The sequence below is a fragment of the Salmonella sp. SG203 genome (assembly GCF_013350575.1).
Classification (GTDB): domain Bacteria; phylum Pseudomonadota; class Gammaproteobacteria; order Enterobacterales; family Enterobacteriaceae; genus Salmonella; species Salmonella enterica.
In genome coordinates this window covers 38,255-62,006 of the sequence record NZ_SNMT01000015.1, presented here as the reverse complement: position 1 = coordinate 62,006, position 23,752 = coordinate 38,255, and the positions used below count along the sequence as shown (strand labels likewise).

The 23,752-nt window shown below is 56.2% G+C and carries 29 protein-coding genes; 3 read left to right on the top strand and 26 right to left on the bottom strand.

Annotated features, from left to right (window positions below):
- Nucleotides 1-152 precede the first annotated feature (152 nt).
- On the top strand, nucleotides 153-716 hold the full coding sequence (locus tag HV477_RS19185; RefSeq protein WP_175065305.1) for a hypothetical protein: 564 nt from the start codon (nucleotides 153-155) through the stop codon (nucleotides 714-716).
- Nucleotides 717-1,166: 450 nt separating this feature from the next.
- Here HV477_RS19185 and HV477_RS19180 read toward each other — a convergent pair whose 3' ends face one another.
- From HV477_RS19180 to HV477_RS19100, 17 genes are all read right to left on the bottom strand, one after another.
- The gene (locus tag HV477_RS19180) at nucleotides 1,167-1,316 is read right to left on the bottom strand and encodes a hypothetical protein (RefSeq protein ID WP_175065304.1); all 150 of its coding nucleotides are present in this window, start codon (nucleotides 1,314-1,316) and stop codon (nucleotides 1,167-1,169) included.
- A 44-nt stretch (nucleotides 1,317-1,360) separates the two neighbouring features.
- Nucleotides 1,361-2,248 (bottom strand): Dam family site-specific DNA-(adenine-N6)-methyltransferase, encoded by an 888-nt coding sequence (locus tag HV477_RS19175; RefSeq protein ID WP_254621683.1) that lies wholly within the window; start codon nucleotides 2,246-2,248, stop codon nucleotides 1,361-1,363.
- A 58-nt stretch (nucleotides 2,249-2,306) separates the two neighbouring features.
- Nucleotides 2,307-2,528 (bottom strand): hypothetical protein, encoded by a 222-nt coding sequence (locus HV477_RS19170; protein ID WP_175065303.1) that lies wholly within the window; start codon nucleotides 2,526-2,528, stop codon nucleotides 2,307-2,309.
- Nucleotides 2,529-2,532: 4 nt separating this feature from the next.
- Entirely contained in the window at nucleotides 2,533-4,053 is a 1,521-nt protein-coding gene (locus HV477_RS19165) for a flotillin family protein (protein ID WP_175065302.1), read from the bottom strand.
- Between the two features lie 16 nt (nucleotides 4,054-4,069).
- Nucleotides 4,070-4,567, bottom strand: a complete 498-nt coding sequence (locus HV477_RS19160; RefSeq protein ID WP_175065301.1) for an NfeD family protein — start codon at nucleotides 4,565-4,567, stop codon at nucleotides 4,070-4,072.
- 100 nt (nucleotides 4,568-4,667) lie between these two features.
- Nucleotides 4,668-5,252 carry an HNH endonuclease signature motif containing protein gene (locus HV477_RS19155; RefSeq protein ID WP_175065300.1) on the bottom strand — a complete coding sequence of 195 codons (585 nt, stop codon included), beginning with the start codon at nucleotides 5,250-5,252 and terminating at the stop codon, nucleotides 4,668-4,670.
- Between the two features lie 83 nt (nucleotides 5,253-5,335).
- Nucleotides 5,336-5,479 (bottom strand): hypothetical protein, encoded by a 144-nt coding sequence (locus HV477_RS28500; protein ID WP_254621694.1) that lies wholly within the window; start codon nucleotides 5,477-5,479, stop codon nucleotides 5,336-5,338.
- On the bottom strand, nucleotides 5,476-5,724 hold the full coding sequence (locus HV477_RS19145) for a DUF4222 domain-containing protein (RefSeq protein WP_175065299.1): 249 nt from the start codon (nucleotides 5,722-5,724) through the stop codon (nucleotides 5,476-5,478). Before HV477_RS19145 ends, HV477_RS28500 begins: the two co-directional genes overlap by 4 nt.
- Entirely contained in the window at nucleotides 5,724-6,098 is a 375-nt protein-coding gene (locus HV477_RS19140; protein ID WP_175065298.1) for a DUF5406 family protein, read from the bottom strand. The genes HV477_RS19145 and HV477_RS19140 overlap by 1 nt, the downstream gene beginning before the upstream one ends.
- A gap of 513 nt (nucleotides 6,099-6,611) precedes the next feature.
- Nucleotides 6,612-6,899: a hypothetical protein gene (locus HV477_RS19135; protein ID WP_175065297.1), complete on the bottom strand. Its 288-nt coding sequence runs from the start codon at nucleotides 6,897-6,899 to the stop codon at nucleotides 6,612-6,614.
- Between the two features lie 183 nt (nucleotides 6,900-7,082).
- On the bottom strand, nucleotides 7,083-7,445 hold the full coding sequence (locus HV477_RS19130; RefSeq protein WP_175065296.1) for a hypothetical protein: 363 nt from the start codon (nucleotides 7,443-7,445) through the stop codon (nucleotides 7,083-7,085).
- A 138-nt stretch (nucleotides 7,446-7,583) separates the two neighbouring features.
- Nucleotides 7,584-8,174, bottom strand: coding sequence for a hypothetical protein (locus HV477_RS19125; RefSeq protein ID WP_175065295.1), 591 nt, complete (start codon nucleotides 8,172-8,174; stop codon nucleotides 7,584-7,586).
- Nucleotides 8,171-8,449, bottom strand: a complete 279-nt coding sequence (locus HV477_RS19120) for a glyoxalase superfamily protein (protein ID WP_175065294.1) — start codon at nucleotides 8,447-8,449, stop codon at nucleotides 8,171-8,173. Before HV477_RS19120 ends, HV477_RS19125 begins: the two co-directional genes overlap by 4 nt.
- 66 nt (nucleotides 8,450-8,515) lie before the next feature.
- Nucleotides 8,516-9,166: a hypothetical protein gene (locus HV477_RS19115; protein WP_175065293.1), complete on the bottom strand. Its 651-nt coding sequence runs from the start codon at nucleotides 9,164-9,166 to the stop codon at nucleotides 8,516-8,518.
- Between the two features lie 69 nt (nucleotides 9,167-9,235).
- Nucleotides 9,236-10,450, bottom strand: coding sequence for a conjugal transfer protein TraF (locus tag HV477_RS19110; RefSeq protein ID WP_175065292.1), 1,215 nt, complete (start codon nucleotides 10,448-10,450; stop codon nucleotides 9,236-9,238).
- Nucleotides 10,451-10,656: 206 nt separating this feature from the next.
- A complete protein-coding gene (locus tag HV477_RS19105) occupies nucleotides 10,657-11,469 on the bottom strand; it encodes a hypothetical protein (protein ID WP_175065291.1) in 813 nt (270 codons plus the stop codon).
- Between the two features lie 284 nt (nucleotides 11,470-11,753).
- On the bottom strand, nucleotides 11,754-12,227 hold the full coding sequence (locus HV477_RS19100; RefSeq protein ID WP_175065290.1) for a hypothetical protein: 474 nt from the start codon (nucleotides 12,225-12,227) through the stop codon (nucleotides 11,754-11,756).
- Between the two features lie 151 nt (nucleotides 12,228-12,378).
- On the opposite strand from HV477_RS19100, the gene HV477_RS19095 reads away from it, so the two are divergent.
- Entirely contained in the window at nucleotides 12,379-12,534 is a 156-nt protein-coding gene (locus HV477_RS19095) for a hypothetical protein (RefSeq protein ID WP_175065289.1), read from the top strand.
- 255 nt (nucleotides 12,535-12,789) lie between these two features.
- Nucleotides 12,790-13,362, top strand: a complete 573-nt coding sequence (gene dolP, locus HV477_RS19090) for a division/outer membrane stress-associated lipid-binding lipoprotein (RefSeq protein ID WP_175065288.1) — start codon at nucleotides 12,790-12,792, stop codon at nucleotides 13,360-13,362.
- Between the two features lie 27 nt (nucleotides 13,363-13,389).
- Here the strand turns inward: dolP and HV477_RS19085 are convergent, their stop codons facing one another.
- From HV477_RS19085 to HV477_RS19040, 9 genes are all read right to left on the bottom strand, one after another.
- A complete protein-coding gene (locus HV477_RS19085; RefSeq protein WP_175065287.1) occupies nucleotides 13,390-14,529 on the bottom strand; it encodes a tyrosine-type recombinase/integrase in 1,140 nt (379 codons plus the stop codon).
- Between the two features lie 84 nt (nucleotides 14,530-14,613).
- The gene (locus HV477_RS19080; protein WP_175065286.1) at nucleotides 14,614-16,188 is read right to left on the bottom strand and encodes a methyl-accepting chemotaxis protein; all 1,575 of its coding nucleotides are present in this window, start codon (nucleotides 16,186-16,188) and stop codon (nucleotides 14,614-14,616) included.
- A gap of 865 nt (nucleotides 16,189-17,053) precedes the next feature.
- Nucleotides 17,054-18,280 carry a shufflon system plasmid conjugative transfer pilus tip adhesin PilV gene (gene pilV, locus HV477_RS19070; protein WP_175065285.1) on the bottom strand — a complete coding sequence of 409 codons (1,227 nt, stop codon included), beginning with the start codon at nucleotides 18,278-18,280 and terminating at the stop codon, nucleotides 17,054-17,056.
- Nucleotides 18,280-18,969: a prepilin peptidase gene (locus tag HV477_RS19065; protein WP_175065284.1), complete on the bottom strand. Its 690-nt coding sequence runs from the start codon at nucleotides 18,967-18,969 to the stop codon at nucleotides 18,280-18,282. Before HV477_RS19065 ends, pilV begins: the two co-directional genes overlap by 1 nt.
- Nucleotides 18,966-19,529 carry a hypothetical protein gene (locus tag HV477_RS19060; RefSeq protein ID WP_175065283.1) on the bottom strand — a complete coding sequence of 188 codons (564 nt, stop codon included), beginning with the start codon at nucleotides 19,527-19,529 and terminating at the stop codon, nucleotides 18,966-18,968. The genes HV477_RS19065 and HV477_RS19060 overlap by 4 nt, the downstream gene beginning before the upstream one ends.
- On the bottom strand, nucleotides 19,526-20,059 hold the full coding sequence (locus tag HV477_RS19055; RefSeq protein WP_375372878.1) for a lytic transglycosylase domain-containing protein: 534 nt from the start codon (nucleotides 20,057-20,059) through the stop codon (nucleotides 19,526-19,528). Before HV477_RS19055 ends, HV477_RS19060 begins: the two co-directional genes overlap by 4 nt.
- Before the next feature lie 55 nt (nucleotides 20,060-20,114).
- A complete protein-coding gene (locus HV477_RS19050) occupies nucleotides 20,115-20,738 on the bottom strand; it encodes a type 4 pilus major pilin (protein WP_175065282.1) in 624 nt (207 codons plus the stop codon).
- Nucleotides 20,739-20,812: 74 nt separating this feature from the next.
- Nucleotides 20,813-21,931, bottom strand: coding sequence for a type II secretion system F family protein (locus HV477_RS19045; protein ID WP_175065356.1), 1,119 nt, complete (start codon nucleotides 21,929-21,931; stop codon nucleotides 20,813-20,815).
- The gene (locus tag HV477_RS19040; RefSeq protein ID WP_175065281.1) at nucleotides 21,921-23,747 is read right to left on the bottom strand and encodes a GspE/PulE family protein; all 1,827 of its coding nucleotides are present in this window, start codon (nucleotides 23,745-23,747) and stop codon (nucleotides 21,921-21,923) included. Before HV477_RS19040 ends, HV477_RS19045 begins: the two co-directional genes overlap by 11 nt.
- Nucleotides 23,748-23,752 lie beyond the last annotated feature (5 nt).

The window sequence follows — 23,752 nt, the reverse complement described above, 5'->3', positions numbered from 1 at the left end:
GTGTCAAGGGATGCATCCAGAATTCAATCCCCAACCCAGAACACAGGGCTGACGCCGGGCCAGAGCTTCAGCCCCCCCCATCCTGCTCTAAAATTGAGCTAAACCCTCAAGTGGAGCACTAATTTGAAACGTTATTTATGTCAGGAGCTCATATGACACGGAAAACCAGAAAAATAAACACCTCACTCAGTTCATACAATAACAATGAGGAAAGGATAAAACTGTTATCAGAAACCAGAGAGATACTGGAGACTTTCGCTGAAAAGACTGTATTTCCCAGGATGAAACATGAAAGAAAAATTTTCGCATGGGTAACAATCCTGCCTTTAATTTTAACTATAATCTATTTCTATTCAAAATCTCATCCTTTTGAATTCATCTCCAGTGAAGGAATTATTAATTTGTTTTTGAATATTTACATTGTCAACATAATTGTAATATGCTTTTATTTTTTCATGAATATAAAAGACGCCGGAAAACTGGAAATGAAGATCCTCAGGAACTGCGAAAATCAATACCACTGGTCGATACCAGCCCTACTTTTCGCCAGAAGAATAATAAAACCACAGATAGTCACATGCGAAAAAAACTATCATTTCTTAAGCTGTTTTGCGCTGCACTGGTTTTTCTGCTTACAGTTGCAATATACAACCCACCACACTCCATTGAACTGGCCGGAGAAAAAATACTCTCAGGTGAATGGGGAGAACTTATAAAATCACTGATATTCTGTGCGTTAACAAGCGCACTGATAACAGTAGTTCTTGCTTTCTTCCTGATCACATATCACATGCAACGTTTCTTAATGACTGACATATCTCTGAAATTTATCATTTCAGTCCTGTCGCCGTGTAACTCTTTTCAGGAACCTGGAGATCTTATCAGCAATGAATGCTATTTCAGGAATAAAAAGCGCAATAATAAAACAAATAACAAAAAAAACAGGCACTGGTAACGTAAACACCATTAAAAACCAGTCGATAAAAAAATCGGTTATCCCCATCTGATGAATACCTCCGGTCAGTGTACAGTAGTGGTCTGTGGCAACTGTGCAGCCCCCCCTCCACCGACGCTACCGTAAATTCATAACCGGAAAATAAAAATAAAAGGTATTAAATTAACACAAAATGCCCCGTCAGCAGGCTGCGCGGACGGGGCGCTGACCGTCACTCATCGCCGCTCAGTATACCCAGCACCGTGAAGATTTCAGCCATAATACTCTCACCATCCCGTCCGTCACGGTTGCAGAACTCAGCAAACAGCTCAATATTCTCTTCCAGAAAATCGCGAATTATCAGTGCCTGAAAATCACTCATCACATCATCCATCGCTTATCCCTCCGACACCACCCTGCTTAACGTTAACCCAGTACACCCGTCAGTTCGCCTGCCGCCTTCCGTGACGCCGCGCTTGCCGACACCGTTCTCGATACCTGATGCCCGTACAGCCGGAACCCTGCCTGCCCGTATATACTGTGACTGAGCGGTGTGTCACTCGCCGATATCACCACCGGCATCCCTTTCCGGGTATGGAGTTCTGCCAGCTGGCCCGCCAGTCGCTCATGGTCCGCCATCGTGAACACCTCCCCGCTGTATGTCGTGAACCCCGCAGTCGGGCTCACCGGCAGATACGGCGGGTCGCAGTACACCGAACACGATATCCCTGAAAACATCCCCGACGTTGTCATCTTCAGCGTGTCCTCAAACCCCGCGTGGAAAAACGAAACATGGCACCGCTCCGTCTTCCGGGCAAATACCATGATTTCCGTTTCCGGTATGTAAGCTGACTTCCGCCGGCCAAACGGTACGTTGAAGATACCCCGTTTGTTATACCGGCAGATACCGTTGAAACAGTGCTGGTTCAGGTAGATAAACAGCGCCGATTTCTCCGGACCGGGACTGATACGGTTGAACTCGTCCTTGCTCTCCCGGTAGGCTTCCTCGTTGTTACCCTCGTGGAACAGTTTCTCCAGGCGTTTAACCAGCCCCGACGGGTCGTCCCTGGCGTGGAGATACACATCAATCAGGTCGGCATTGATATCCGCCAGCAGGTACTGCCGGTAATCCGTCCCCAGAAAAACGCTGCCCCCGCCCACAAACGGCTCCACCAGACACTCCACCTCATCCGGAGAGGGCAACCAGCGCAGCAGCGTGTCCAGACTGCGCCGCTTGCCTCCCGCCCATTTCAGAAACGGCATGGACGGCATACGCCGCCGCACGGAGGGGCTTTCCATTAACAATTTATTCATCAGAACCTTCAGTGACCGTAAAACGCTAACCTTAGGGTATGCAGCCTGCGTTTTTCAATCATCCCTGTCCGGATATTCCCTTTCCCGGTAATGCCCTGATGGTGTCCAGCAGCAGCACGCTGGTCCGCACCGTGCCGCCGTTACGCAGCCCGGTCTCCGGGCTGTACGTCTCCCCGGCGGTGACCACCCACGCCTTCTCTGACCGGTAAAGCCCGACGTTTTTCCGTATTTTTCCCAGGGCCGTTGTCACTTCAACCTTCCCCGTATGCGTTTTTACCATTCGCTCACGCCTCCCTTTTATCCTTATTATCTGAAGTTTCAGCGTATTCCGCCACTGTCGGCGCCCCGTCCTTTTTCTCCGTCAGCCCCCTGACAAGCTTCGTGACATCGATACCCGACACATTCTTCAGCATTTCCGGCGCCGTCGCCATCAGTTGCGTCACATACTGGCTCAGTTGCAGGGCGCCATTGCCGTTACCGCTGTCCACTACCGTCAGTTTATCAATGGAGGCAAGGGGCGCCGCCACCTTACCCGCCAGCTCCGGCAGCATCTTCGCCACGATATCCAGCACCGCCGCCTGGCCAAACTTCTCAAACGCATCTGCCTGACGTTCCCTGGCCTCCGCTTCCGCCAGTCCCCGCAGACGTATCACTTCCGCTTCTGCCGCCCCCTTCGCCTTCGCAGACTCCGCCTGCGCCAGACCATCCAGACGAATTTTTTCCGCACTGGCCTTCGCCTGCGACTCGGTCGTGTACTGGCTCGCCTCCGCCAGGCGCATCTGTTTCACTTTCTCAGCTTCCGCCGCCTGCTCCACCGCGTATTTATCCGCGTCTGCCTTTTTCTTCACATCCGCGTCGTACTGCTTCTGGCTCACCAGAATTTCTTTTTCCTTCAGGTCGATTTCACGCTCCTTGCGTACCAGCTCCACCTTCATCTGTTCTTCCACCGCCTTCTGCTGCGCGATGGCTTCCTGAATCTGGTAGGCCTGGTCCGCATCCGCCTTCGCGGTTTCCTGCTCTTTACGGAACGCCGCCACCTTCAGCTCTTTCTCTTTTGTCGCTTCGGCGATACTGGTGTCACGCAGCAGTTCGGCTTTCTGCCCTTCCTCCTCCGCCAGGGCCTTGCGGATACGCGCATCCCGCACCGCCTCCGCCTCGGCGATTTCCGCGTCACGCTTGACCGCCGCTATCCGCGGTTTCCCCAGCGCGTCCAGATACCCGTGGTTATCCTGGACATCCTTGATGGTGAAGGAGACTATCTGCAGCCCCATCTTCTTCAGGTCGCGGGCCGCAACGCCCTGTACCTCCTGGGCAAATTTGTCCCGGTTACGGTACACCTCCTCCACCGTCATCCCGCCCAGAATGGCACGCAGGTGACCTTCCAGCACCTCCCGCGCCTCGCCCTTCAGCGCGTCCACCGGCTTGCCCAGGAACTGCTCCGCCGCCGTGGCAATATCATCCGTGGCGCCACCGACCTTGATGATGGCCACCCCGTTGGCCAGTACCGGCACCCCTTCGGAGGTGTAGACTTCCGGCGTGGAGATATCGAGCTTGTGGGACAACAGCGACAGATACTGCGACTGCTGGAAAACCGGCCAGATAAACGCCCCGCCGCCCCTGACTATCTTGACCTTACGCCCCGGGTCATCGCTGATGACCGCGTTGCCGTTGCCCAGAAACGAGCCGGTCACAATCATCGCCTGCTCGGGTCCCACCGTCCGGTAACGGGCCCAGAACGCCAGACCGCAAATCACAATGACGGCAACAATCACCGCCGGAATAACAAAAATATCCAGACTCAGCATGCTGTGTTTTCCCTGTTCACTCTAATGAAAATGGTGAGACGTAAACGACACCGTCGCTCACCTCGACAATCACCACGGTTGTTTCTTTCTCAGTCTGCGTGCCGTCAAAGCTGGCAGCCACCTGAAAGGTCTGTCCGGCACCGATGCGTACCATCACTTCACCATACCCCTGCGCCGGAATCGTCACGCTCACCACCGCTTCTTTCCCCGCCAGCTCTTTCATGGAAAACGCCGTGGAGGTCTCCGAATGGCGCAGCGGTCGCACATAGCCGTAAAACACCGCCACGGACAGAACCAGCGCGCCGGCCAGTGCCAGCGCCAGCACGGTAAACGTGGCCAGCGCCGTATGTTTCAGCAGCAGTATGCCCGCTCCGCCCGTCATGGTGCAGGCTGACGCCACCACCATCGGATGCAGCGCATCCAGGCAAAAAATACTCTCCAGCCAGTCACCGGCAATCAGGCTGAGCAGCGCCAGCACCACGCCGGTCACCAGTAATCCCACATAAATGTCCACAGTCACTCTCCCCTGTCGCCCGGATATCTCATTATGGTCACCGTAAATCCGCATAAGATTACTCTCAGCACGGTTCTGTCAACGCCGTGTGGGGGTTACTTTATTTTATTTCCCGCTGCCGGCGAGTTATCGCCATTTTTATCTGCGCCATCGCCAGCGCAGCCTGCCTGTATTCCGGGGAGGAGCCGGCGTACCAGCGGTTCATCACGGCGTTATCCGCTTTCGTGACCAGCATCAGATTGCCGATATCGCAGTTACGCCGGTTATCATCAATGAACCTGACAACGCCATTCTCCGGTATTTCTCCCCGGTACTGTTCCCATACAAGACGGTGCTTCAGCTGCCAGTGATTTGGATCTGCCACCTTCACCCGGATGTAGCCGTCTTCCGTCAGCACTTCATCCCCGACACAGGCGGTATTTCCGGGCCTGTGTCCCTTTTTAAAACTGCCCCGGCTGGCTTTCCTGACGCCCCGGGTTCCTTTATTCGCAGGCACACTCCCCGGAACGAAACATCCGCGGCGACCGGTTCGCAGGTTAAGCCGCTTACGCAGGCCGTTAAGCGATTCCGATGACCGGGTGGTGCCAAAGTGTAAATTAAAAGCCATAACCAGCCTGTCCAGCCGCAGCAGATAGTTGTCCTGCATCCAGGCCTTCATCTCACGGGTGTAAATAAACCGCGCCATTATTTTGACTCCAGATACCGGGGCGTATTTTTTATCAGCCCGTCACCCTGCATCTTCTGCGCCTTCAGGGCCAGATTACCGTTTTACACAATCCCCCTGGCAATTTCTGACACCGCCCTTGCCCGGCTGATTTCCTCCTTCAGCGCATCACCCTTAACGTTTTCGTCAGACAGCCGCTCCAGTTGCGCAAAAAGATGGTTATGTAAATCTTCCAGGCTGTTTTTCATCCTGACCTCCCGCGCCGTGCGCGTAAGTTTTTAATATTTTCTTCCTGTTCCATTTCCGCTTTTATCTGGCGGTATTCGTCGTGCTCCAGGCGTTCGAACCTGCCGTTAAATTCACGGATGGAGACCGGGCGCAGGCGACCATCCTCCCGCCGGCATACAACCCGGCGGGCATCGCAGTCATAAATGATAACCGGCCAGCCGTTATCATCGGCATACAGTTGCCCCCGCTGAACAAGACTGAACATCACAACGTCCCGTCCGGCTCATAGCGGATAATCTCTGCGCTGACGAGCATATCAGCCAGCCACTCTACACCACGGAGGTCGTCGTCAGCGCAGGTAATACCATCCAGCTCAATTGTCACCATTTCCATGTCGCATTCCCGGTTGCCGTCCTTCACCACCACTGACGGCAGACTTTCATACAGAATTTCCACCGCATAACGAATAGCATCCAGCCCTGTAATATTCCCCCCGACCTCAAACTCAAACGTTCCCCTGTACCGCCAGCACCCGAAGGTCAGCCTGACCGTTTGTTTAACCGCGCGTCCGCACGCCATCATATTCGGATTAAAATCGGTTAATACTGCTTCTTCTGTCAAATTTTCAGCCACTGACATCTGTTCTGCCCTCCACAAACGATTACGCTGCTGTTCAGTCACCCACAGGATGACCGGTTCACATCCACACTACCAGACTGATTCATGCTATTTAAATAAAGATAACGTTACAGTAAAAATGTTACACATCAGGCCACTGGCAACACAAATAAGGAAACAGTACTGGTGAGAAAATTAATAAGTATAATCAGCGATATGAAATCACCGGAAATCATCAGAAATATCATCCAGGAAACATTATCAGGTAATACCATACTGGTTTTAACTGCATCCGGAATCTTTTACATAAACAGTAACAGCTGGCCATGCCTGATATACATCGTAGAAGATCCGATATTAATAACTATATCCCTGACGGTATTCATATGGTATAACTGTAATAATACATCAGTATTTTCAGGAACTGGCAAAACATAAATACACGTTATCCTTTATAATGTTTTTCATCTGGTTTCCGGGCATGGAAATCATCATTGCTTTCAATATCGTAATATTCATAAAAGGGATCCACGTTTAATTCAGGGAGTGGAAACTATCGCCAGTCAGCCATATCCAGGAAACAGCAGCCAGTGAGAGCAGAATACTGAGCGCCAGAAATACGGGAGGACGGAGCCTGTCTGAATAATGAAGCAGATGTAACACCACCCCGGACGCTGCAGTGAAGGACAGCATGGTTGCAATAATTGTTTCAGGGAAAAGATATTTCCGGTTCCAGCCAGGACTCATCTGCAACCAGAAACAATAACTGGCGATGCCCGAAAACAACAGTGACAACCACCAGGAAAGACTTTCTTTATTCATTTCAGCCTGCGCCTGTTATACGATTCGTTGTGTTTTATAAAACTCTCATTCACTGCCTTCAGGAAATATCATCAATCCCCATCCTGAGCAAGCTGAATAAAATGCGAAATTCATATCCTGAAAAATAAAATTAATCTGTTCGTCCGGCATTTCCATGAACGGTACAGTCATATTCTGACGGATTCAGAAGAGATCGCCCTGCAGCCGGTAACATTTGATATTCTCCGTACTCAGCGTTTTCAGACACAGCCAGTCCTTCTGGTTGGCTGTCCGGCGCAGCACTGCCGTCATGCCGGCCGGAATGGCGTCCGTGGTTTCCAGTATCAGCGTGGTACCGTCATCCAGCCGCAGACGGGCAGTATAGTTATTTACCGGGATACTTTCCGTGACTTTTCCGATAACCCTGATGTCCGGTAACGTCACAACAGCCTGATCCAGAAGGAACTGTTCAATAATATGATTCAGAAATGACCAGGATCCTGCCAGCACAAATATCAGAAAAAGAATGAAAAGATAATCGGTTACATCCAGGTCCTTCAGACTCATATTATTATCCCGAATGTGGTTAACATTTCCATTAATACGCGTTTAATAAACCACCATCTGCGGAACTCTTTGCCACCCCGCCCCCGGTATTCCCCGTGACCGGGCAACACCGCCGCCAGAGTGTCTGGTTTTATCTGTTCAAAGCTCAGTGTCAGGCATCACCTGTCCCGGGACAGATACCGGATGCGGATTGTCAGTTCGCCGGGTCATATCATGGTGTTCCGCCACCGCATGCAGGCGACGCAGGGTGGCAAAGCGCGGCCGCCACTTTTGTCTGTCTGACAGAGGGATGCCATTAACCGCAAACAGTGTTCCATACCCATACCACCTGCCGGCGCGCCACACCATCATCGTCTGCCCGTTCATCGCGAAGGTCAGTGTGTATGCATCACTCCCTGTAATCATGCCCGAATCCAGCAGCCGGCACAGCAGCGCATCCCATGACGCCGAAAACGGATACTGATACAGACCGCCCAGCGTGGTCACTGCATGGGCCAGGTGGTCCTTCAGCCATATCCACCTGCCGGGAGCAGGCTGAGGGCGGGATGTCACGCTGCCGGTTATCCACGACTGCAGCCTGTCCGCAGGCAGCCTCTCCGCCATGCGCCGGCAGATAACCTCATCCAGTAACTGCAGCGCATCCTCGCGCGTCAGGCACCGGGTGGCCCGCGGATAACGCTGCAGCCGCTCATACATGCGGTGTACGTCCCGGTCGGTCAGTCTTCTCATACCCCGTCTCTCTCCCGCAGACCGGCCAGCGCCGCCTGCCAGTCACGAAAACCATGAGCCCCCGATACCAGCTCCAGGGCATGGTTGAGTTTTACCGCAATACCGGCGTCCGCCAGCCGGTTCCGGGTATGGCGGGCATGAAGTTTCAGCTGGCGAATGTTCAGCTCATCCTCCACGACAAAGCCGTCAACTGCCTGCAGAATGTCATTCTGATGCTCCGTCAGGCTGAGCGCGGCAATCCGCGCCATAAGAAAGGGTGTGGGTGTGTTACACATAAAAATGACCTCATAAATCAGACTGAGACTGGCCGCTCTCCGGCATCTGCCGGTGTGTGGCGGGGTTCAGGATGTTAATAACGCATGCTGTACATCAGACTCAATGCTGGTATCCGAATGGGTATCCCGGATATACCGCAGCGCGGCTTCCACACCCGGAAAACGGGTGCGGGCTTCTTCCCGGCCATACACCTGCTTCACCACGCTGACCGCCTGCGTGCGCACATCCACTGTCAGGGACAGCGCAAACGCATCTGCCCGGGGATGGCGGATGCTGATTTCCCGCTCACCGCCGGAACCGGCTTTTACAAACGGCAGGATGAACTGTACCCCGCGCAGCGTCTGCTGCAGTTCTTCCTCACTGTCCGTACTGAACCCCAGCCACACCACCCGCTGCCCGGTGTCCATATTTATCATTGAGGTACCCAGTCCCATCTGCTCCAGTCCGCGGCACGCAAGCTCATACATAACACTGCTGCGGCTTTCGTCACCGTCCAGCAGCGTCAGCCAGTCCGGCGTGTCGCCCCAGGAGGCCACCAGGGCTTTGTCATACCGGTACCGGACATCAGCTTCCGCCTCCCGGGCGTCGTCATAACTCGCCTCCGCTTTCTCCACCGCGGCCCTGTATCGGGCGGTCACCCTGCGGGCCGCCGTCAGTTCTGCTTCCAGCAACGCCAGCGGCGTGGCGGTCTCTTTTTTCCTGGCCGGTTGTGTCATCGCTTTACCTCCTCACTGTAGCGGGATGCCCTGCAATACCGGCGACACCCCGTTACGGATATGTCACTGTCAGAATGTGACGCTCAGCTGCGCCACAGCGCCATACGTCCGGTCCGTGCCCACCAGACCGGTCAGGTTAAGGTGCACCACGTCAAACGGGGAAATGCCGATACCCGCGGTGAATGCGCTGCCCTCATTGTGGTCCAGGCTCTGCTGGTACCCGGCACGCACCTGCGCCCATGACCAGGCGTTAAACTCCCCGCCCACGCGCGCATACTGCGGGTGCGGATCGCCGTTAAAGCTGCTGCCCGGCGTCAGGTCAACGTCGGCGGCTGCCGTAAACAGGCGGTTGTGCCAGGAGACTCCGGCCGTGGCCTGCGGCCGGATTTTAAAGGTCTCCTTAATGCCGTTAACCTCGCGGGTATCGATACTGCGCGGAACAATGTTCTGCACCGCCAGTCCCAGCGTCCAGTTATCATTCAGGTCTGCGGCAACACCAGTATCGGCGTTAAACCCGGTGGTGGTATTGCGGTACTGGTTACCGTCAAAATCGCTTTTGTCATAGTCCTTCACGGTGACGTTGTAGTTGAACGTGTCAATGCGCTGCCATTTTGGCGTCACACCCACCGAGTATTTAAATCCGCCTGACTCAAATTCACGCGCCAGCGCCACGCCCACATCGGTCACCACTGCTGCCCGGCCCCGGGCTTTTGAGGTCAGGGTGTCCTTATCCGCGTCTGACGGGGTCACCTTTCCGGCGATAACGTCGTCCAGGTACTGCAGGTCATGGTCGCTGACGCTCCCGTTCACTGACGCCGTGCCCCACGCCTTCACCACCAGTGCAAACGGCTGTACGCTGTTGGGTAACGTGGCCACAATACCGGCACCCACCTGAGCGGAGGCGCCGGTATCGCGGAATCTCATCAACTGGTCCTTCAGCGCCTGCGCATCCCCGGTAGTGACCGTCCCCGCTGACAGGGCGTCATCGTAGTGGTTCCACGCGTCCCGGACACCATCCACCCCGTCCTGCAGATGGTCCGGGTCGGAGACCTGCAGACCCATGGACGGCAGAATCAGACTGAAATCATCCTTTTCGCCGTAATGCGTCATCAGCGCCGGGTTGGCCAGCGCGGCGGCGCCATAATGTGATGAGGCCACTCCGGTTCCGCCCATTGCGCTGTTACGGGCCTCGAAATAACCTGTCGCTGACGCGGTTCCCGTTGTTGCCGCCAGGACAGCCATCGGCAGCAGAGATAAAGAAAAGGCGCGAATACTGTTTTTCATTATTTAAATCCCCTGTCTCATTTATTTCAGATATGCGACGGGCTGCCCTGCATATTATTATGCAGTGGTTCCGTCTTGCGTTTTTTTCAGAAGCATTCCGCTGCGGAATAAATACCGGCACGGAGATGTTAATTTTATTTAAGTCACCGGATATTCAGCAAATAACACCCGGCATTTCACCCTGATAAATAATTTATGAAAAGTGTTTATATTCCCGGATATTCCCCCTGTGGATGATTCAGTATCATTACGGGCAGAACTTCCCCCCGGGCCAGCCCCTGCATCTGGCGGGCAGACAGCCGGAAATAACGGCACCGGATACGCGGATATGACTCAGGTGGTGTTCTGAGCGGCTCACCACGCGCAGACCCGCAGGCGAGCGACTGTAAACGGCGGAACTCCTCCTGTGTATAAGGCACCTGCCATGCCGCCATCCCGTACCACCTGACAACCGGCACCGTCATTTCACCGGTGAGCCGCCGGTAACGCAGACACAGCCCCACGTCACGCACCGGCTCCCCGGCCGCACGGCGGACGAAACAGAATATCAGCTCGACCGGACTGCTGGTATCATCCATTCCCGGCAGTGCGCGCAGGTGCTCTGTCACGGCTGACCAGTTATCAGCACCGTCGCCATCCGGAACACAGACCGGGCAGGCCGTGCGCCCCCGCAGCCAGTCCACATCCACATAAAACCAGCCGGCCAGTTGCTGCAGCAATGGAATACTCAGCAAATCCAGTGTACGTTCACAACTGGCCAGCAGGCCGGAGCGGAATCCCCAGGGTTTAAGCAGGCATACCTGCTCCATCACATCCAGTCCGTGCGCGTCCATCAGCAGACAGAAACGTTCGTACAGTGTCACCGCCTTATGTGACGTGTTGTCCAGTGTCTGAGCCATCAGACCATCAACCATCAGGTTAAACCGTACCGTCCGGGATACGCCCAGACGTTCAGAGCAGACATCAAAAAATATGCGGGTTTCCGGACGCAGTCTGACCGTTATCTGTGTATTCTCCACCCCATTTAACTGTGATGCATCTGTCCCTGTGCAAACCGCACCGGCGCGTAATAACTGAACAAGTGCTGTGTAAGTCGGATTCATATTTATCACCGATATAAAATCATTTTGATTTACTGATTAGTGCTTTCTGATTTACAAAAACAGTAAACTGATTTACTCAGTAGCTCCAATTAAATTAATCGATCGATTCGATCTGACTTTAACAGAAAATTAAAATGATTTTCTCACCAGACCATCCGTAAATTATGTTCCCGAAAAAACAATTTAATGACAGAATATATTCACTCACGGAATACCGGGTTATTCTGTTGCGGACTGACCACCACCATCACCCCCTGTTCCGGCACACGAACAAAGCGCCACTCCTGAAACAGCATCAGCAGCGTCATCAGCCGGCGCTCATATGGCGGAATGTTCACCCTGGCAACGTGGTAACGCCTGCCGCAGGATATCAGGGTCTGACACGCCAGCGCGACCTGGGCGGGACGCATCAGGTGTGAGCGAAAGAGTACCGGCTCCCCGGACTGCAGCGCTTCACCCAGCACCCTGAGAAACGCGTTGTGGTAAAACCGCACCCGGCGGCGTGTCATTCTGCCCACCCGTTCACGTACCGCCAGGTGAATGCCCCGCCAGCGGCGCCCGCGGTGCCGGAGTGTGAACACCTCAAATCCCTGCTTCCGCCCGAAAACGGACTGCAGCGTGAAGCACGGGCAGTAAAGCAGCAGCGCCAGTATCAGAAACAGAAAAAAAATCACAGTGTGTCTCCCGCAGCCAGAAATCGCAGCCTGACGGAAAACCCACCCTGATGCAGCCGTAAAATCACAATCCATGCCGCACAAAAGGCGAAAAAGCAGACCGCCTGCTGCATGCAGAATCACCGGAATCAGCATAAGAAGGAAACGAACAATGGATCCCGTCATCAGGAAGGTCTGTCTGTATCTGCCCGTGCTCCTCACCTCATTTTTTGCCTTCCGGGTATGGAATGCCGGACATATCATGCCCGCCGCACTGCTGACCACCCTGTGCGCTTCCCTGGCTTTTCTGGCCATTGCGGTGGAATAAATGTCCGCATTCACCGGAAATCCGCTTTACATCTCAACTGAGAATGATTATTGTTTATATATCAACATTCGGTACTCCCTGTATGTTGAGGAAATACGACATTGCTCACATTGCTTCCAGTATAATTTTATCGGCCAGCCTTCGTGCTGGCTTTTTTTTCAGCCATCCGTAACCGTACTGCATATTCTGCACAACCGGCTCAGACGCCACTTTTCGGTTTCCGCACCGGGAGCCTTTCTGCGGAGAAATGAAAGAATGAAACACTTCCCCGGAATATCATGCCTGCTTCTGCTCACCCTGCTGTCTGGCTGCGCGCCGGCTGTCATCGTCACCTCCGCCACGGTTGCCGCCCGTACGGCAACTGACCCGCGCAGTACCGGCAGGCAGATTGACGACGGTACGCTGGCACTGCGCGTCAGCCGGGCCATCAGCAAAGCCGGACTTCCACCGCAGGCCCGCGTGATATCCACGGTATACCAGGGCAACGTTCTGCTCACAGGGGAAGTCCCGGATGACGCAGTACGGCAGGCCGCCACAAAAGCGGTGCTGTCCGTCAGCGGCGTCAGCCATACCTGGAACGAAATCCGTACCGGCACCGCCATCAGTACAGGCCAGAAAATAAGCGACGCCTGGCTGGCATCAGATATCCGGACAAAACTGCTGCTCAGCAGCGACACCCGCCTTTCTGATATCAAAGTCATCACAGAAAACAGCGAAGTTTTCCTTATGGGGCTGGTCACCCCGGAGGAAGGACGGCGCGTGGCGGACAGGGTCAGCCGGGTAAGCGGCGTGCGGCACGTCACCACCGCGTGGACACTGAAACAGTAAACGCCCTGGCGCTGACAACGTCACATCTTAAACAAACACCGGTGCCGCCCCGGCCAGCGGGTTAATCATAACGCCGGCCTGTAACGGCAGGTCTCCCGGACGGGGAACCCGCTCCCCGTGCTGTGCCGCCGAGGCAAGCCGGCGCAGCAGCACGACCGACGCCGCATCCATCGCTGCTTCACGGGTATGCCCGCTGACGCTCAGCCCTTCGAAATCATACAGATGAACCCGGAACCCCTCATCCGTATCTTCCATCTCACCCGGGTAGGGCACAAAATACGTCGCAATCTTCTGCGACTGCCGGCGGCGAACGTCAAGCTTGCTGACCAGCTGATAAGCCCGTAAGTGCGTATAACGTTTCAGCATGTTCAGGGACTTATGACCTGAGATTGCGGCAACTTCCATCACATTCAGCGTCCCCAGCTCAAACAGGCGGCTGATGGCTTCATGGCGCAGGTCATGGAAGTGCAGGCTCTCAATCTTCAGAGACTGCAGTGCGGCCCGCCAGGCAGATTTAAACCCGGACGACTTATAGTGAAACACCGGACCGGAAAGCTGTACCGGCAGTTGCTGCAGCAGTTGCCGGGCCCGTCGGGAAAGCGGAACGTCCCGGACACTGCCATTTTTCGTCACGGGCAGGTGCGCCACGCCGTGCTGCAGGTCGATATGCTCCCACCGCAAAGACAGGATTTCCCCCTGGCGCATCCCCGTTTCCAGCGCCAGATGGAAGATGGTGTACAGCTCCGCATTCCGCACCTGAAAATACCGCGACAGTCTTCGCTCTTCTGAAGAGGTCAACCGCCGGTCACGCCCCGGGGATGACTTTGGCCTGCGCACCGATTCCACCGGGTTCGCCCGGCAGGTTCCCCACTCAACTTTCGCCAGATTATAGAGCACGGACAGCAGCGCCATCTCCAGACGGACGGTGTCACCCGATATCGGTTTACCCGTGCGGGGATTAACCTGAGCCAGACGGTCATCGCGGTAAGCCGCGATATCCACCGTCGTCACTTCATCCATCATCTTCTGTGCAACCGGGTGGCGTTTAATCACGCTGACGCGCCAGAACTCCTGCCGGTATCCGCGTTTGTGAACCGAAACCGTGTCCAGATACCTGTCCAGCGCACGGGAAAGTGAGAGTTTTTTGACGCGGGAGGATGGCAGCATTCAGGTACTCCTTATTATCAGCAGGAGTCCTGAATGTAACCGCCGGGAACAGATGACTCAACAGCTCCCGGCGCTTTCACATGTTCAGACACCGGCGGATGACCGTTCCGTTCTGAAGAGGGACACCACCTGCGTCAGCCTGTTCGTCTGCTCCGTCAGCGCCCCTGTGGCCACCGCAGACTCCTCAACCAGCGACGCGTTCTGCTGCGTGACACGGTCCATCTCTGACACCGCAATACGCACCTGCTCTATTCCCCGGGTCTGCTCTTCAGCACAACTGAGCATCTCCTCCATGGTTGACTTCGCGCCCAGAGCGCTCTCAGCCACATCACTCATGATACAGCTGACCTTCTCCGCCAGTTCGTTCCCTGCCCGGACATGTTCTGCAGATTCGTCAATCAGTTCACGGACCTCTTTTGCCGAATCCGCGCTGCGCTGCGCCAGCTGGCGAACTTCCGCCGCAACAACCGCAAAACCCCGCCCCTGTTCACCGGCCCGGGCAGCCTCAACAGCGGCGTTCAGCGCCAGGATATTCGTCTGAAAGGCAATCCCGTCAATCAGCCCGATGATATCGTTGATTTTTTGCGCACTCTCACTTATCCGCCCCATGGTCTCCACCATCCCCGCCGTCATCGACGCGCTTTCCTGTGCGGTGACAACATTAGCCGCAGCAATGCCGGCAACCTGGCGTATGTTGTCCGTATTATTCGCCACCGTGGCGGTCAGTTGCTCCATGCTGGCCGCGGTTTCCTCCAGCGCCGCAGCCTGCTGGTTAGTCCGGGAAGACAGGTCAATATTGCCGTCAGCAATGTCCCGGATACCTGTATTAATATTCTCCGCACCGGCGCGAATGGTCTGTACCATTTCACTCAGGGAATCGCGCATGGAAGAGAGACCGGCTGTCAGTTCATCCAGCTCATTCCCCTTGACAAGCGGAATGTCCACGGATAAATCCCCGCCGGCAATGGTCTGCTGGTATCCGGCCAGCCGGCGAATACTGCCCGTGACATACAACCGGCACCACAGCGCGGCGGCGGCCGTCAGCAGAATAAACACAATGGCAAACACCACCGCCAGAATAATCCCCTGGCGAACCAGCGCGGCTGACATGGCGACTGAGGGCTCAATAATATTCCGGCTGATGGCATCTTCAGTCTGGTTGACCGCATTCAGAAAGTCCGCCGTCGGATTTCCCTGGCGGGCTATTTCATCCAGCCCGCTGAAGTTCCCGGCCTTCAGCAGACGGATATTGTTAATCTGGGAATCCCGGGCAGACGTATAAAATGTTTTCATCTGCTCAGCATGGCGAATATCATCCGCGCTCCCCCTGGCCGACAGGGTATAGTATTTCGCCATATCCCGGTCAGCGTCTTCATAACGTTTAATCATCCCGTCCAGTTTTCTGCCGGCCCCCTCATCCTGTCGCCCTTCCGACATCAGAAGAGCCATTTTCCAGATATCGCCCCGGGTGTCAGAAATAATCACATAAGCCTCATCCAGTAGCGAGGTTCTCTCCCGCTGGAAGGTAATCAGCTGCAGATTTTTATCATACTCAAGGTATGACATGACGCCCCATGAGCCGGAGACAATCTGAACAATCGTCAGCAGTACGAGGACGGCAATAAGGCCGTAAGCAATTTTGATTCGTCTGAACATCATGGCAATACTCCCTGCGAAATAAGAAATAAAAATCATTATCGTTATTACAGGTACTATCGGCCTTCGGTGAAAAAACTTCAGAGCTAAAGGGCAACGGGGAACCGGGGATTATCTTGCAAGTACGGTCGCTGGCAAAATACAGGTGGGAGTACAGTACTAACTGGACTGATTGCCAACGGCCAACAGATTCCGTTACCACCAGGATTTAGTCAAAACCAGTGTACATGGAGCGTAAGTAACAGCGAAAACCCACACGGTTGGAAGCCAAATTACTTTGCAGGCCAGGTCGCCAAAGCGGACGAAAACAGAGTAGTTCTTTGTGGTTTTTACGACGAATACAATTTTATTGCCGGCACACACCGTGACGATATCAGCGGCAAATGTAGCTTCATTATTAGTTGCTCATAATTGATACGTTCAGCAAGGATTATGGGGCACAGGGAGACAGCCCTCTTTAAAGCAGGCTGAGTTGATAATAAAATAGACCATGAGTAAACCCGGTTAATGAAAACAGGTTATTCCCATGTAGTAAGACGCATACTGCGTCTGGTTGCTCGCCAGCCAGTTCATTTCGCCGTTGGCATCCGGTTCATCTGTCGGGATAACTTCTGTTTGCGCCATTTCCCTTCCGTCAATACGGAAGGAATTTATACAAAGTTTGAATCTTCCAAGGTTCATTGAATTCTTCGGATACAGGGTAAACCGACTGACGGATCGCCAGACACTTTTACTTGTCTGCCAACGACCGTACTTGCAAGCCAGTAACATAGTCACAGAAGGAGGCCTTCTGAATGGTAATTTCAGTTCCCCTTCTTAAGGATAACGTTCAACATAATTTTTTACGCTAAATTCACCAACCATACATTCAATGGCAGCATGTAATCATATACGTCGATTCCTCGCGTCTGTGGCCCGAAAAACGAAGCCCCGCTGCATACCACCCCGTGGGACAACGATGCTCCTCGAAGTCGCGTCCGTTGTGATTTCCGGTCTCGAAACATTCACGTTGTTCTAAAATCGCGGGGTCTTTTTGCCACACACCGTACTTGCAAGAAAGTATTCCGCCAGAGCTGTCGTGGCTTATCGCCCCGTTTTGCGGACACCAGGTGCCAACATAATTCGTCTGATCGAGCTTCAGCACCCCGCCCGCTGACAGGTCTCCGTCAGACCGGACTGAGCCACCTTTTAACTGCCCGCCGGTGTAAATACTCTTGTTGTTCAGGCTGCGGATCCATTCGTTATCCGTCATGTAGAACCCACCGCCGTGGGTTTCATCCATCCAGCCCCGGCCGTGTCGTGAGATTATCCACCCCCCGGTGCTGCGGATATCGCTGTCTGCCGTCACCGGACCGTTACTCACTATGCTGACATCAAAGTTGCCGTACTTCCCGTTCACCACCCCGACGCTGTTCAGGTTGTTGCCACCCATATCGATTGCGGTGTGCATTTTATTCAGCTCCGGCCGGCCGTTTACCTGGAAGCGGTACAGGCGGTCGCTGTCTTCCCGCGCCCCCGTCAGCGTCTCCGGACTCAGCAGCACCGCAATATGTCCGTTACCTCCACTGGTCCCGAATCCCGCCAGCGGTACCGTCCAGCTGTTCATGGCCCCGGTCGCCGTCCTCCCGTCACGGATATAACCACCGAGACCGGCACTGATATCCAGTGATATCTGCCGCAGCGCCTTATACGGCAGGGGCTGACCGCCCGTGGTCATCACCAGCCCCTGCAGCAGTTCCGCATGCTGCGCGTTACGTATCAGCAGCGCTTTTAACTGCTGGCCGTTACTGTTGGTCTCCCGGAACCCCGCCGGTAAAAATCCGGTATTTTTCAGCATCTGTACCGTCACCGTGACCGGCTTCGTGGTGGTACTCGCCGCCTGTACCTCTGAGTAATAACGTCCGCTGTACGACTCCACCGCCTGCGTGAACCGGCTCGTCTGTGCCGCCATCAGTTGCCACTGGCGGGATTTCAGGTAATCCTTCATATACCCGGAAGCCATGGTCGCCATAATCAGCACTATCAGCAGCGCGGCTGCCACGCCAACCATGGCAAAACCGCGGTCCGGCCCTGTAACGCGTTTTTCTGTTTTCATCACACCACCCACAGCGGCTGATACAGCCGCTGGATTAATATCAGTACACAGCCCGCGCCAAGCCAGGGGCCCAGCGGACCGCCGGCACGCATACCTGTTCCTGCCGTCAGATGCCACGCCATAAAACCCGCCAGCGCGGTTATCAGCGCTGTCATCATTCCTGTAAAACCCAGCCAGGCCACCATGCCGGTTATCATCCACTGGTCTCCTGTCCCCAGAATGTCCCCCATACGCCGGAGCTTCCCGGTGTGCAGCCCCGACGGTGTCGGGTACAGGAGCATCAGTGTCATCATCCCCGTGACGGCGGTACGTATCAGCAGGGAAGATACGGAAGGCGCTGTTATCCCTGACGCCAGCAGGCCGGCAACCAGGAACGTCACCGTCATCCGCCGCGGCAGCCAGCCGCTTGCCGCGTCACACACACCCAGTTGCAGAAGAAACCCGGACATCAGCAGGGCGTGTATCCGCTCAGCAGGAGACACTGGCGCCAGGCAGAACAGCATGGCAGCCACCGCCATCGCCCATATCCCCGTGGCTTCTGCCGACCGCATCCGGGCGTTCACGCTGCAGCCCTGCCCGGTCAGAAAACGACGGACCGGCGCCAGCACCAGGCGGGCCGCCAGGGCGGCGACCATCATCACCGGCAGGGCGTATTCCACCGGAAACGCCGTGGCTATCAGGGTTCTCACCGGACATCCCCCTGCCGGAGTTGTGCCAGCGCCTGTTCTGTCACCGCACACATCATTTCGTGAAGTGCCTTCAGCTGGCGTGTATTTTCTGTCAGCCGCTGCAGGAGGATATTGTCTGCACTTCCCACCGTTCCGGTCAGTGACAGCGCTTCGTGTTTTTCCAGCAGCGAAGTGTGCGCCGCCAGTCCATCCAGCATGCTGCGGGCCGTGGTGTATGCCAGAATAACTGCCCGTCGGGTCTCCGGAGGCAGTCGCGACACACCACCGGCACGGTCTTCATAAATGCTGAAGTAACGCTGCCGGGCATAAAACCGCACCCGCAGAACTTCCCCGTCCTCCGTCACATGCAGGGCGTGACCGAAAGACGCCATATAACTGTCGCAGAAACAGTCGATTTCATCCGCCAGTCCCCCGGTTAATAACTTCACGTCGTCCCGGTCACGCCCCCTGCTCCGGGCCGTTCTCAGCCGCAGTATCTCCGTCAGCACGCAGGCAAGACTCAGGGAGAGAAAAGCAAAAACCCATGGACCCAGAATTGTTACCCATAACAACACCTTCATTTCCCTCCGTCATCTCCTTTTCCGGCAGCCTTACCGGCGTTTTTTGTCGCTGTCGCCGGGGTTGCCGGAAGCCGGTTATAAATCCGCCATATCCGGTTCGCGTAGTGCTCCCGGGTTTCATGGCGGTCGGCCCGGAACCCTGCGTTATATGACCCCAGACAGTTCCAGGTGATACCGCAGACCTGAAAGTGTTTTGCCAGCACCCAGGCCCCGGTCTGCACATTCAGGCAGGGGCGGTACAGGTCATCCGCGCTGCGAATTACCCCCATCGCCTGCAGTTCCGGGATATGGGTGGAGTTAATCTGCATCAGACCGTAATCCGTGCTCTTCACCCGTCCCTTTTTATCCCGGTTCACATTGATGGCGTGCGGGTCAAGATGGCTCTCACCCCGGGCTATCGCTTCCAGCAGCCGGGGTGAAATACCGTATTTCACCCCTGCAGCCTCAAAGCAAAACGCCCGGGCGGGGAATGACGACAGCAACAGTAGCGCTGTCGCCAGGAGCATCACCGTCTGTACGCCCCGCCACATCCTTACGCGCCTCCCTGTGGTGTCGGCTGCACACATCTTTCAGGCTGTCGGCGTATCAGCTGTTCACGGTGAATATCAGCTTGTTGGTTCCGGTACGCCCGCTGTCCTTCGTGCACTGCGCGCCGGCCTGTTCGGACGTCACCTTCCCGTCAGCATGGGCGGTGGCATTGATGGTGATACCGTCCACCACCCCGGACTTGCTCAGACGCGTGGTTATCTGCACGCAGGCCGCCTGCGGTACCTTCTCGTAGGTCAGGGTGAAGCCGTTGTTGAACCCCGCCGTGTTCAGCGGCGTCAGCGTCACCGCCCCGCCCCAGGTGTTCCACAGCGTGGCGGTTCCCGCCTGGACATCCCCACGGATGGTCATGCTTCTGGACACCCCTCCCTGCTGAATAAGAGACCCGGTCATCTTCGCCGCCGAGGTGAAGTTGTACCCGTCGCTGTCCTTCAGCAGCCCCTGGGTACTGGTGATGATGGTCTGGATATTGGTGGCCTCCGAGGCCACATCCTTGCGCAGCCACAGGGTGACGGCGTAGCCCAGGACTGACACTATCACCAGGATAATCACCAGCCCCACCACACCCTGCTCCATCATCGCCCAGCCACGGTCGGGCTCCGGCGGTTTACCGCCACTGGCAGAATTACCGGTACCGTTCAGGGAAATCACGTTCTCTGTCATCTGTCTTTTCCTCAGTTGTCTGTTACTTAACTGTCTGTTCATCGGTTAATTTAAGGTTTACCATCCGGCGGGCATCAGCCCGCCCCGCTCATATCACTGCCGCCCATCTGAGAGACGGTCGTCACGGCGGAGACCAGCAACAGCAGGACGCCCACCAGAACCAGCAACATCAGCAGGCGTATCCGGTTGGCCCGGACGTTCACCCGCTCCAGCGTCTGCTCCAGCCAGCGCTCACCGTAGCGGGCTATCACATCCGGCGCGCCGTCGCCCCGGGTCAGCAGGGATAAAAAGTTGGCTGCTTCCCGCGACGGGAAGTCACAGCCCGAATTTCTCAGCGCCAGGCCAAAGTGGTCCCCCTCCTTCACCCGGTCGATAATCGCCTCCAGCCTCACTGCCAGCCACGGAGAGGCGAAGCGCATCAGCAGTTGCAGGGCATTCAGCAGCGGCACCTGGGCCGCCAGCAGGGACGCCATGTTCAGCAGGAACACCGCCCCCTGGATATCCCGGTACACCGACCACGGGACAAACACATCCGCCACCCGCCGCAGCCCGTCAGGCCTTGTCCAGCGCGGCAGGGACCAGAACACCCACACGGCAGCCAGCACCATCATGCCGCCTGTCAGGGAACCATGACTGTCCGCATACACTGACAGCACATACAGAAAACCCAGTCCGCCCTCCCAGGTGTCCGGGGACGACATTTTTTCCAGTTCCGGTATCAGCGAGAGGTTGAAGACCAGGACAGTGGCAACCAGCATCGCCACCAGGCCCACCGGGTACACCGACATCTTCAGGACCGCTGACAGAATGCGGCGCCGGCAGGTGGTCAGCAGCACCGCCTGCGCCAGCGCGTCGGGCAGGCTCCCGCTCTGCATCCCGGCGCTGATAAGCGCCGCCTCTTCTGCCGGCACCCAGCGGGCCAGCGTGTTTTCCAGACCGTGCGCCTCGCTGTTGTCACTGAGCGCGTCCGTGCAGTCCTGCGCCAGCTCCGCAAACGGATGCCAGCGCTGACCAAAGTTCGTGTACGCCTCGCTAATCTGCTCCAGCGCCTGTTTCAGCGGGACCCGGTTGGCCAGCAGGAAGCGCAGCGCCTCATAGAAGCGGATGCGATACTCCCCGGAGAACGTCCGGCGGACGGCCTCATAGCGCAGCCGCTGCAGCATTCCGCTGCGTACGTTGTTCTCATTGTCCATGTCCGTCTCCGTTATTACTGTTGTTACTGCTGCTGTCATTCCGGCCCGTTCTTGCTGCCGCCGCGTTCTGCCGCAGGGCGGTCAGCGCCACCTTCAGTGCCTCCTGCAACCCCCGTGCCAGCCCCTGTTCAATCCCGGAAGACACCGCCAGGCTGACCATCTCTTTCAGCTCTTCCCTGAGAGCGGAGAGGTCAGTACCGGTACCACAGTCAGAACGTGTACCGGCGTGTATGGCACTATCATCCGGCACCTGCAGCACATCGTCCTCATCCAGCGGAATGGTCTCATCCGCCTCCAGCGGGTCGACAAGGCCGGCACCGAGTTTGTGCAGCAGATGGGTACGACGGGTGATACCGCCGTTCGCCATCCAGTAACGTCGCGCGGCCTCCTTACCTTCGGCTTTCAGCAGATGGAACAGCCGCGCATCCGGGCGGATGACCTCCGCCACCACGCTGCGCCCGGTCACGCCGTGTCCCACCGTCGCCACCGTGCGACCGTTCAGCACCACCGACTTCCGGCAGTGCTCACAGCCTTCCGGATGGCGGAAGTACAGGTCTTCCGGACGGCACAGCCCGGGCTCGTGACAGTATTTTTCCAGGTACGTACGCTGTTCGTCACTCAGGGAGAAGCCTTTCTGCGCCCACGGCACCTTACAGTGCGGGCACAGCGTCTTCACCAGCCGCTGGCTGATAAGCCCCACCATCAGCTGTGCGTCCAGAATCAGTCCGGCCTCCACGCCCATGGTTATCATGCGTTCCGGAATGGACAGCGCGCTGTTGGTGTGCAGCGTACTCATCACCAGATGCCCGGTCTGGGCAGCGAAGATACCCGCCAGTATCGATATCAGGTCACGCAGCTCGCCCGGCATAATCGCATCCGGGTCAAGGCGCAGCGCGCTGGAGATGGCCCGTTCCCAGGCACGTCTGACCTCCGCCTCATCCGCCTTGTCGCAGATAATCGGCGTCTGAATGGCACCGGCAATACGCCCTTCCGGCGGGTCCTCCACCGTCAGCAGGCGTTTAAGGAACCCGGTCCGCTCCAGCCAGATACGGCTGAAACTCCTGAGCGTGGTGGATTTCCCTGAGCCCGTGGGGCCGGACAGGATGACCATCCCCTCCGGCAGGCGCAGAATGCGCTGTATCAGGGTTATCTGTGCCGGCAGAAAACCGAGCTGCACCAGGGACGGCACCCGGTCACCGTCGTCATTAATGGTACGCATGACAAAGTGCAGGCCGTCTGCCGTCGGCGTGTGGCTGTAGCGGGCACCAAACAGCCCGACCTTTTTCAGGAACTTTGCCGCCACCCGCCCGTCCTGCTTGCGCATCGGGAAGAACTGCACTTCGGTGACGTCGCACATCGACAGAATGATGGTGGCGGCCAGCGCCTCCCCGTCCTGCTCCGCCAGTTCAGCCACCGTCACCAGGTCACCGTGAATGCGCATTTCAATACGGGTCAGTCCGGGGCTGGTCGTCACATGGATGTCGGAACTGCCGGTACGCTGTGCGGTCTGAAAGTAACCCAACACCTCCGCCTGGCGCCGGCTGACGTCCGCCAGGTCCTTCAGGCTGAGCCCCGGTTCGTCTGACTCTGCCTGGCGGCCCTGCGACTGGCGGCAGACCTGCAGTACCGAGCGGGAGACAAACCGCGGGGAGACCCGGGCGTGCTCACTCATCAGCCGCATCACTTCCGCCTGTACGTCAGGCTGAACCCGGCGGTGCTCATCCACCAGAATCTCGGTTTCCCGCGTCTCCGGGTTGTGGTACAGCAGCACCCCGCTGTCCTCGTCATGTCCCTGTGCTGAATGCCCCCTGCTCATAAAAC

Coding starts and splice junctions, on each gene's coding strand:
- HV477_RS19055 (WP_375372878.1), bottom strand. CDS start 20,059: ATGTGGCGGGGCGTACAGACGGTGATGCTCCTGGCGACAGCGCTACTG.
- pilV (WP_175065285.1), bottom strand. CDS start 18,280: ATGAAAACAGAAAAACGCGTTACAGGGCCGGACCGCGGTTTTGCCATG.
- HV477_RS19130 (WP_175065296.1), bottom strand. CDS start 7,445: ATGAGTCTGAAGGACCTGGATGTAACCGATTATCTTTTCATTCTTTTT.
- HV477_RS19060 (WP_175065283.1), bottom strand. CDS start 19,529: ATGAAGGTGTTGTTATGGGTAACAATTCTGGGTCCATGGGTTTTTGCT.
- HV477_RS19175 (WP_254621683.1), bottom strand. CDS start 2,248: ATGAATAAATTGTTAATGGAAAGCCCCTCCGTGCGGCGGCGTATGCCG.
- HV477_RS19125 (WP_175065295.1), bottom strand. CDS start 8,174: ATGAGAAGACTGACCGACCGGGACGTACACCGCATGTATGAGCGGCTG.
- HV477_RS19085 (WP_175065287.1), bottom strand. CDS start 14,529: ATGCTGCCATCCTCCCGCGTCAAAAAACTCTCACTTTCCCGTGCGCTG.
- HV477_RS19120 (WP_175065294.1), bottom strand. CDS start 8,449: ATGTGTAACACACCCACACCCTTTCTTATGGCGCGGATTGCCGCGCTC.
- HV477_RS19110 (WP_175065292.1), bottom strand. CDS start 10,450: ATGAAAAACAGTATTCGCGCCTTTTCTTTATCTCTGCTGCCGATGGCT.
- HV477_RS19155 (WP_175065300.1), bottom strand. CDS start 5,252: ATGGCGCGGTTTATTTACACCCGTGAGATGAAGGCCTGGATGCAGGAC.
- HV477_RS19180 (WP_175065304.1), bottom strand. CDS start 1,316: ATGAGTGATTTTCAGGCACTGATAATTCGCGATTTTCTGGAAGAGAAT.
- HV477_RS19050 (WP_175065282.1), bottom strand. CDS start 20,738: ATGACAGAGAACGTGATTTCCCTGAACGGTACCGGTAATTCTGCCAGT.
- HV477_RS19185 (WP_175065305.1), top strand. CDS start 153: ATGACACGGAAAACCAGAAAAATAAACACCTCACTCAGTTCATACAAT.
- HV477_RS19165 (WP_175065302.1), bottom strand. CDS start 4,053: ATGCTGAGTCTGGATATTTTTGTTATTCCGGCGGTGATTGTTGCCGTC.
- HV477_RS19040 (WP_175065281.1), bottom strand. CDS start 23,747: ATGAGCAGGGGGCATTCAGCACAGGGACATGACGAGGACAGCGGGGTG.
- HV477_RS19135 (WP_175065297.1), bottom strand. CDS start 6,899: ATGAATAAAGAAAGTCTTTCCTGGTGGTTGTCACTGTTGTTTTCGGGC.
- HV477_RS19045 (WP_175065356.1), bottom strand. CDS start 21,931: ATGGACAATGAGAACAACGTACGCAGCGGAATGCTGCAGCGGCTGCGC.
- dolP (WP_175065288.1), top strand. CDS start 12,790: ATGAAACACTTCCCCGGAATATCATGCCTGCTTCTGCTCACCCTGCTG.
- HV477_RS28500 (WP_254621694.1), bottom strand. CDS start 5,479: ATGAAAAACAGCCTGGAAGATTTACATAACCATCTTTTTGCGCAACTG.
- HV477_RS19095 (WP_175065289.1), top strand. CDS start 12,379: ATGGATCCCGTCATCAGGAAGGTCTGTCTGTATCTGCCCGTGCTCCTC.
- HV477_RS19170 (WP_175065303.1), bottom strand. CDS start 2,528: ATGGTAAAAACGCATACGGGGAAGGTTGAAGTGACAACGGCCCTGGGA.
- HV477_RS19145 (WP_175065299.1), bottom strand. CDS start 5,724: ATGTTCAGTCTTGTTCAGCGGGGGCAACTGTATGCCGATGATAACGGC.
- HV477_RS19140 (WP_175065298.1), bottom strand. CDS start 6,098: ATGTCAGTGGCTGAAAATTTGACAGAAGAAGCAGTATTAACCGATTTT.
- HV477_RS19115 (WP_175065293.1), bottom strand. CDS start 9,166: ATGACACAACCGGCCAGGAAAAAAGAGACCGCCACGCCGCTGGCGTTG.
- HV477_RS19080 (WP_175065286.1), bottom strand. CDS start 16,188: ATGATGTTCAGACGAATCAAAATTGCTTACGGCCTTATTGCCGTCCTC.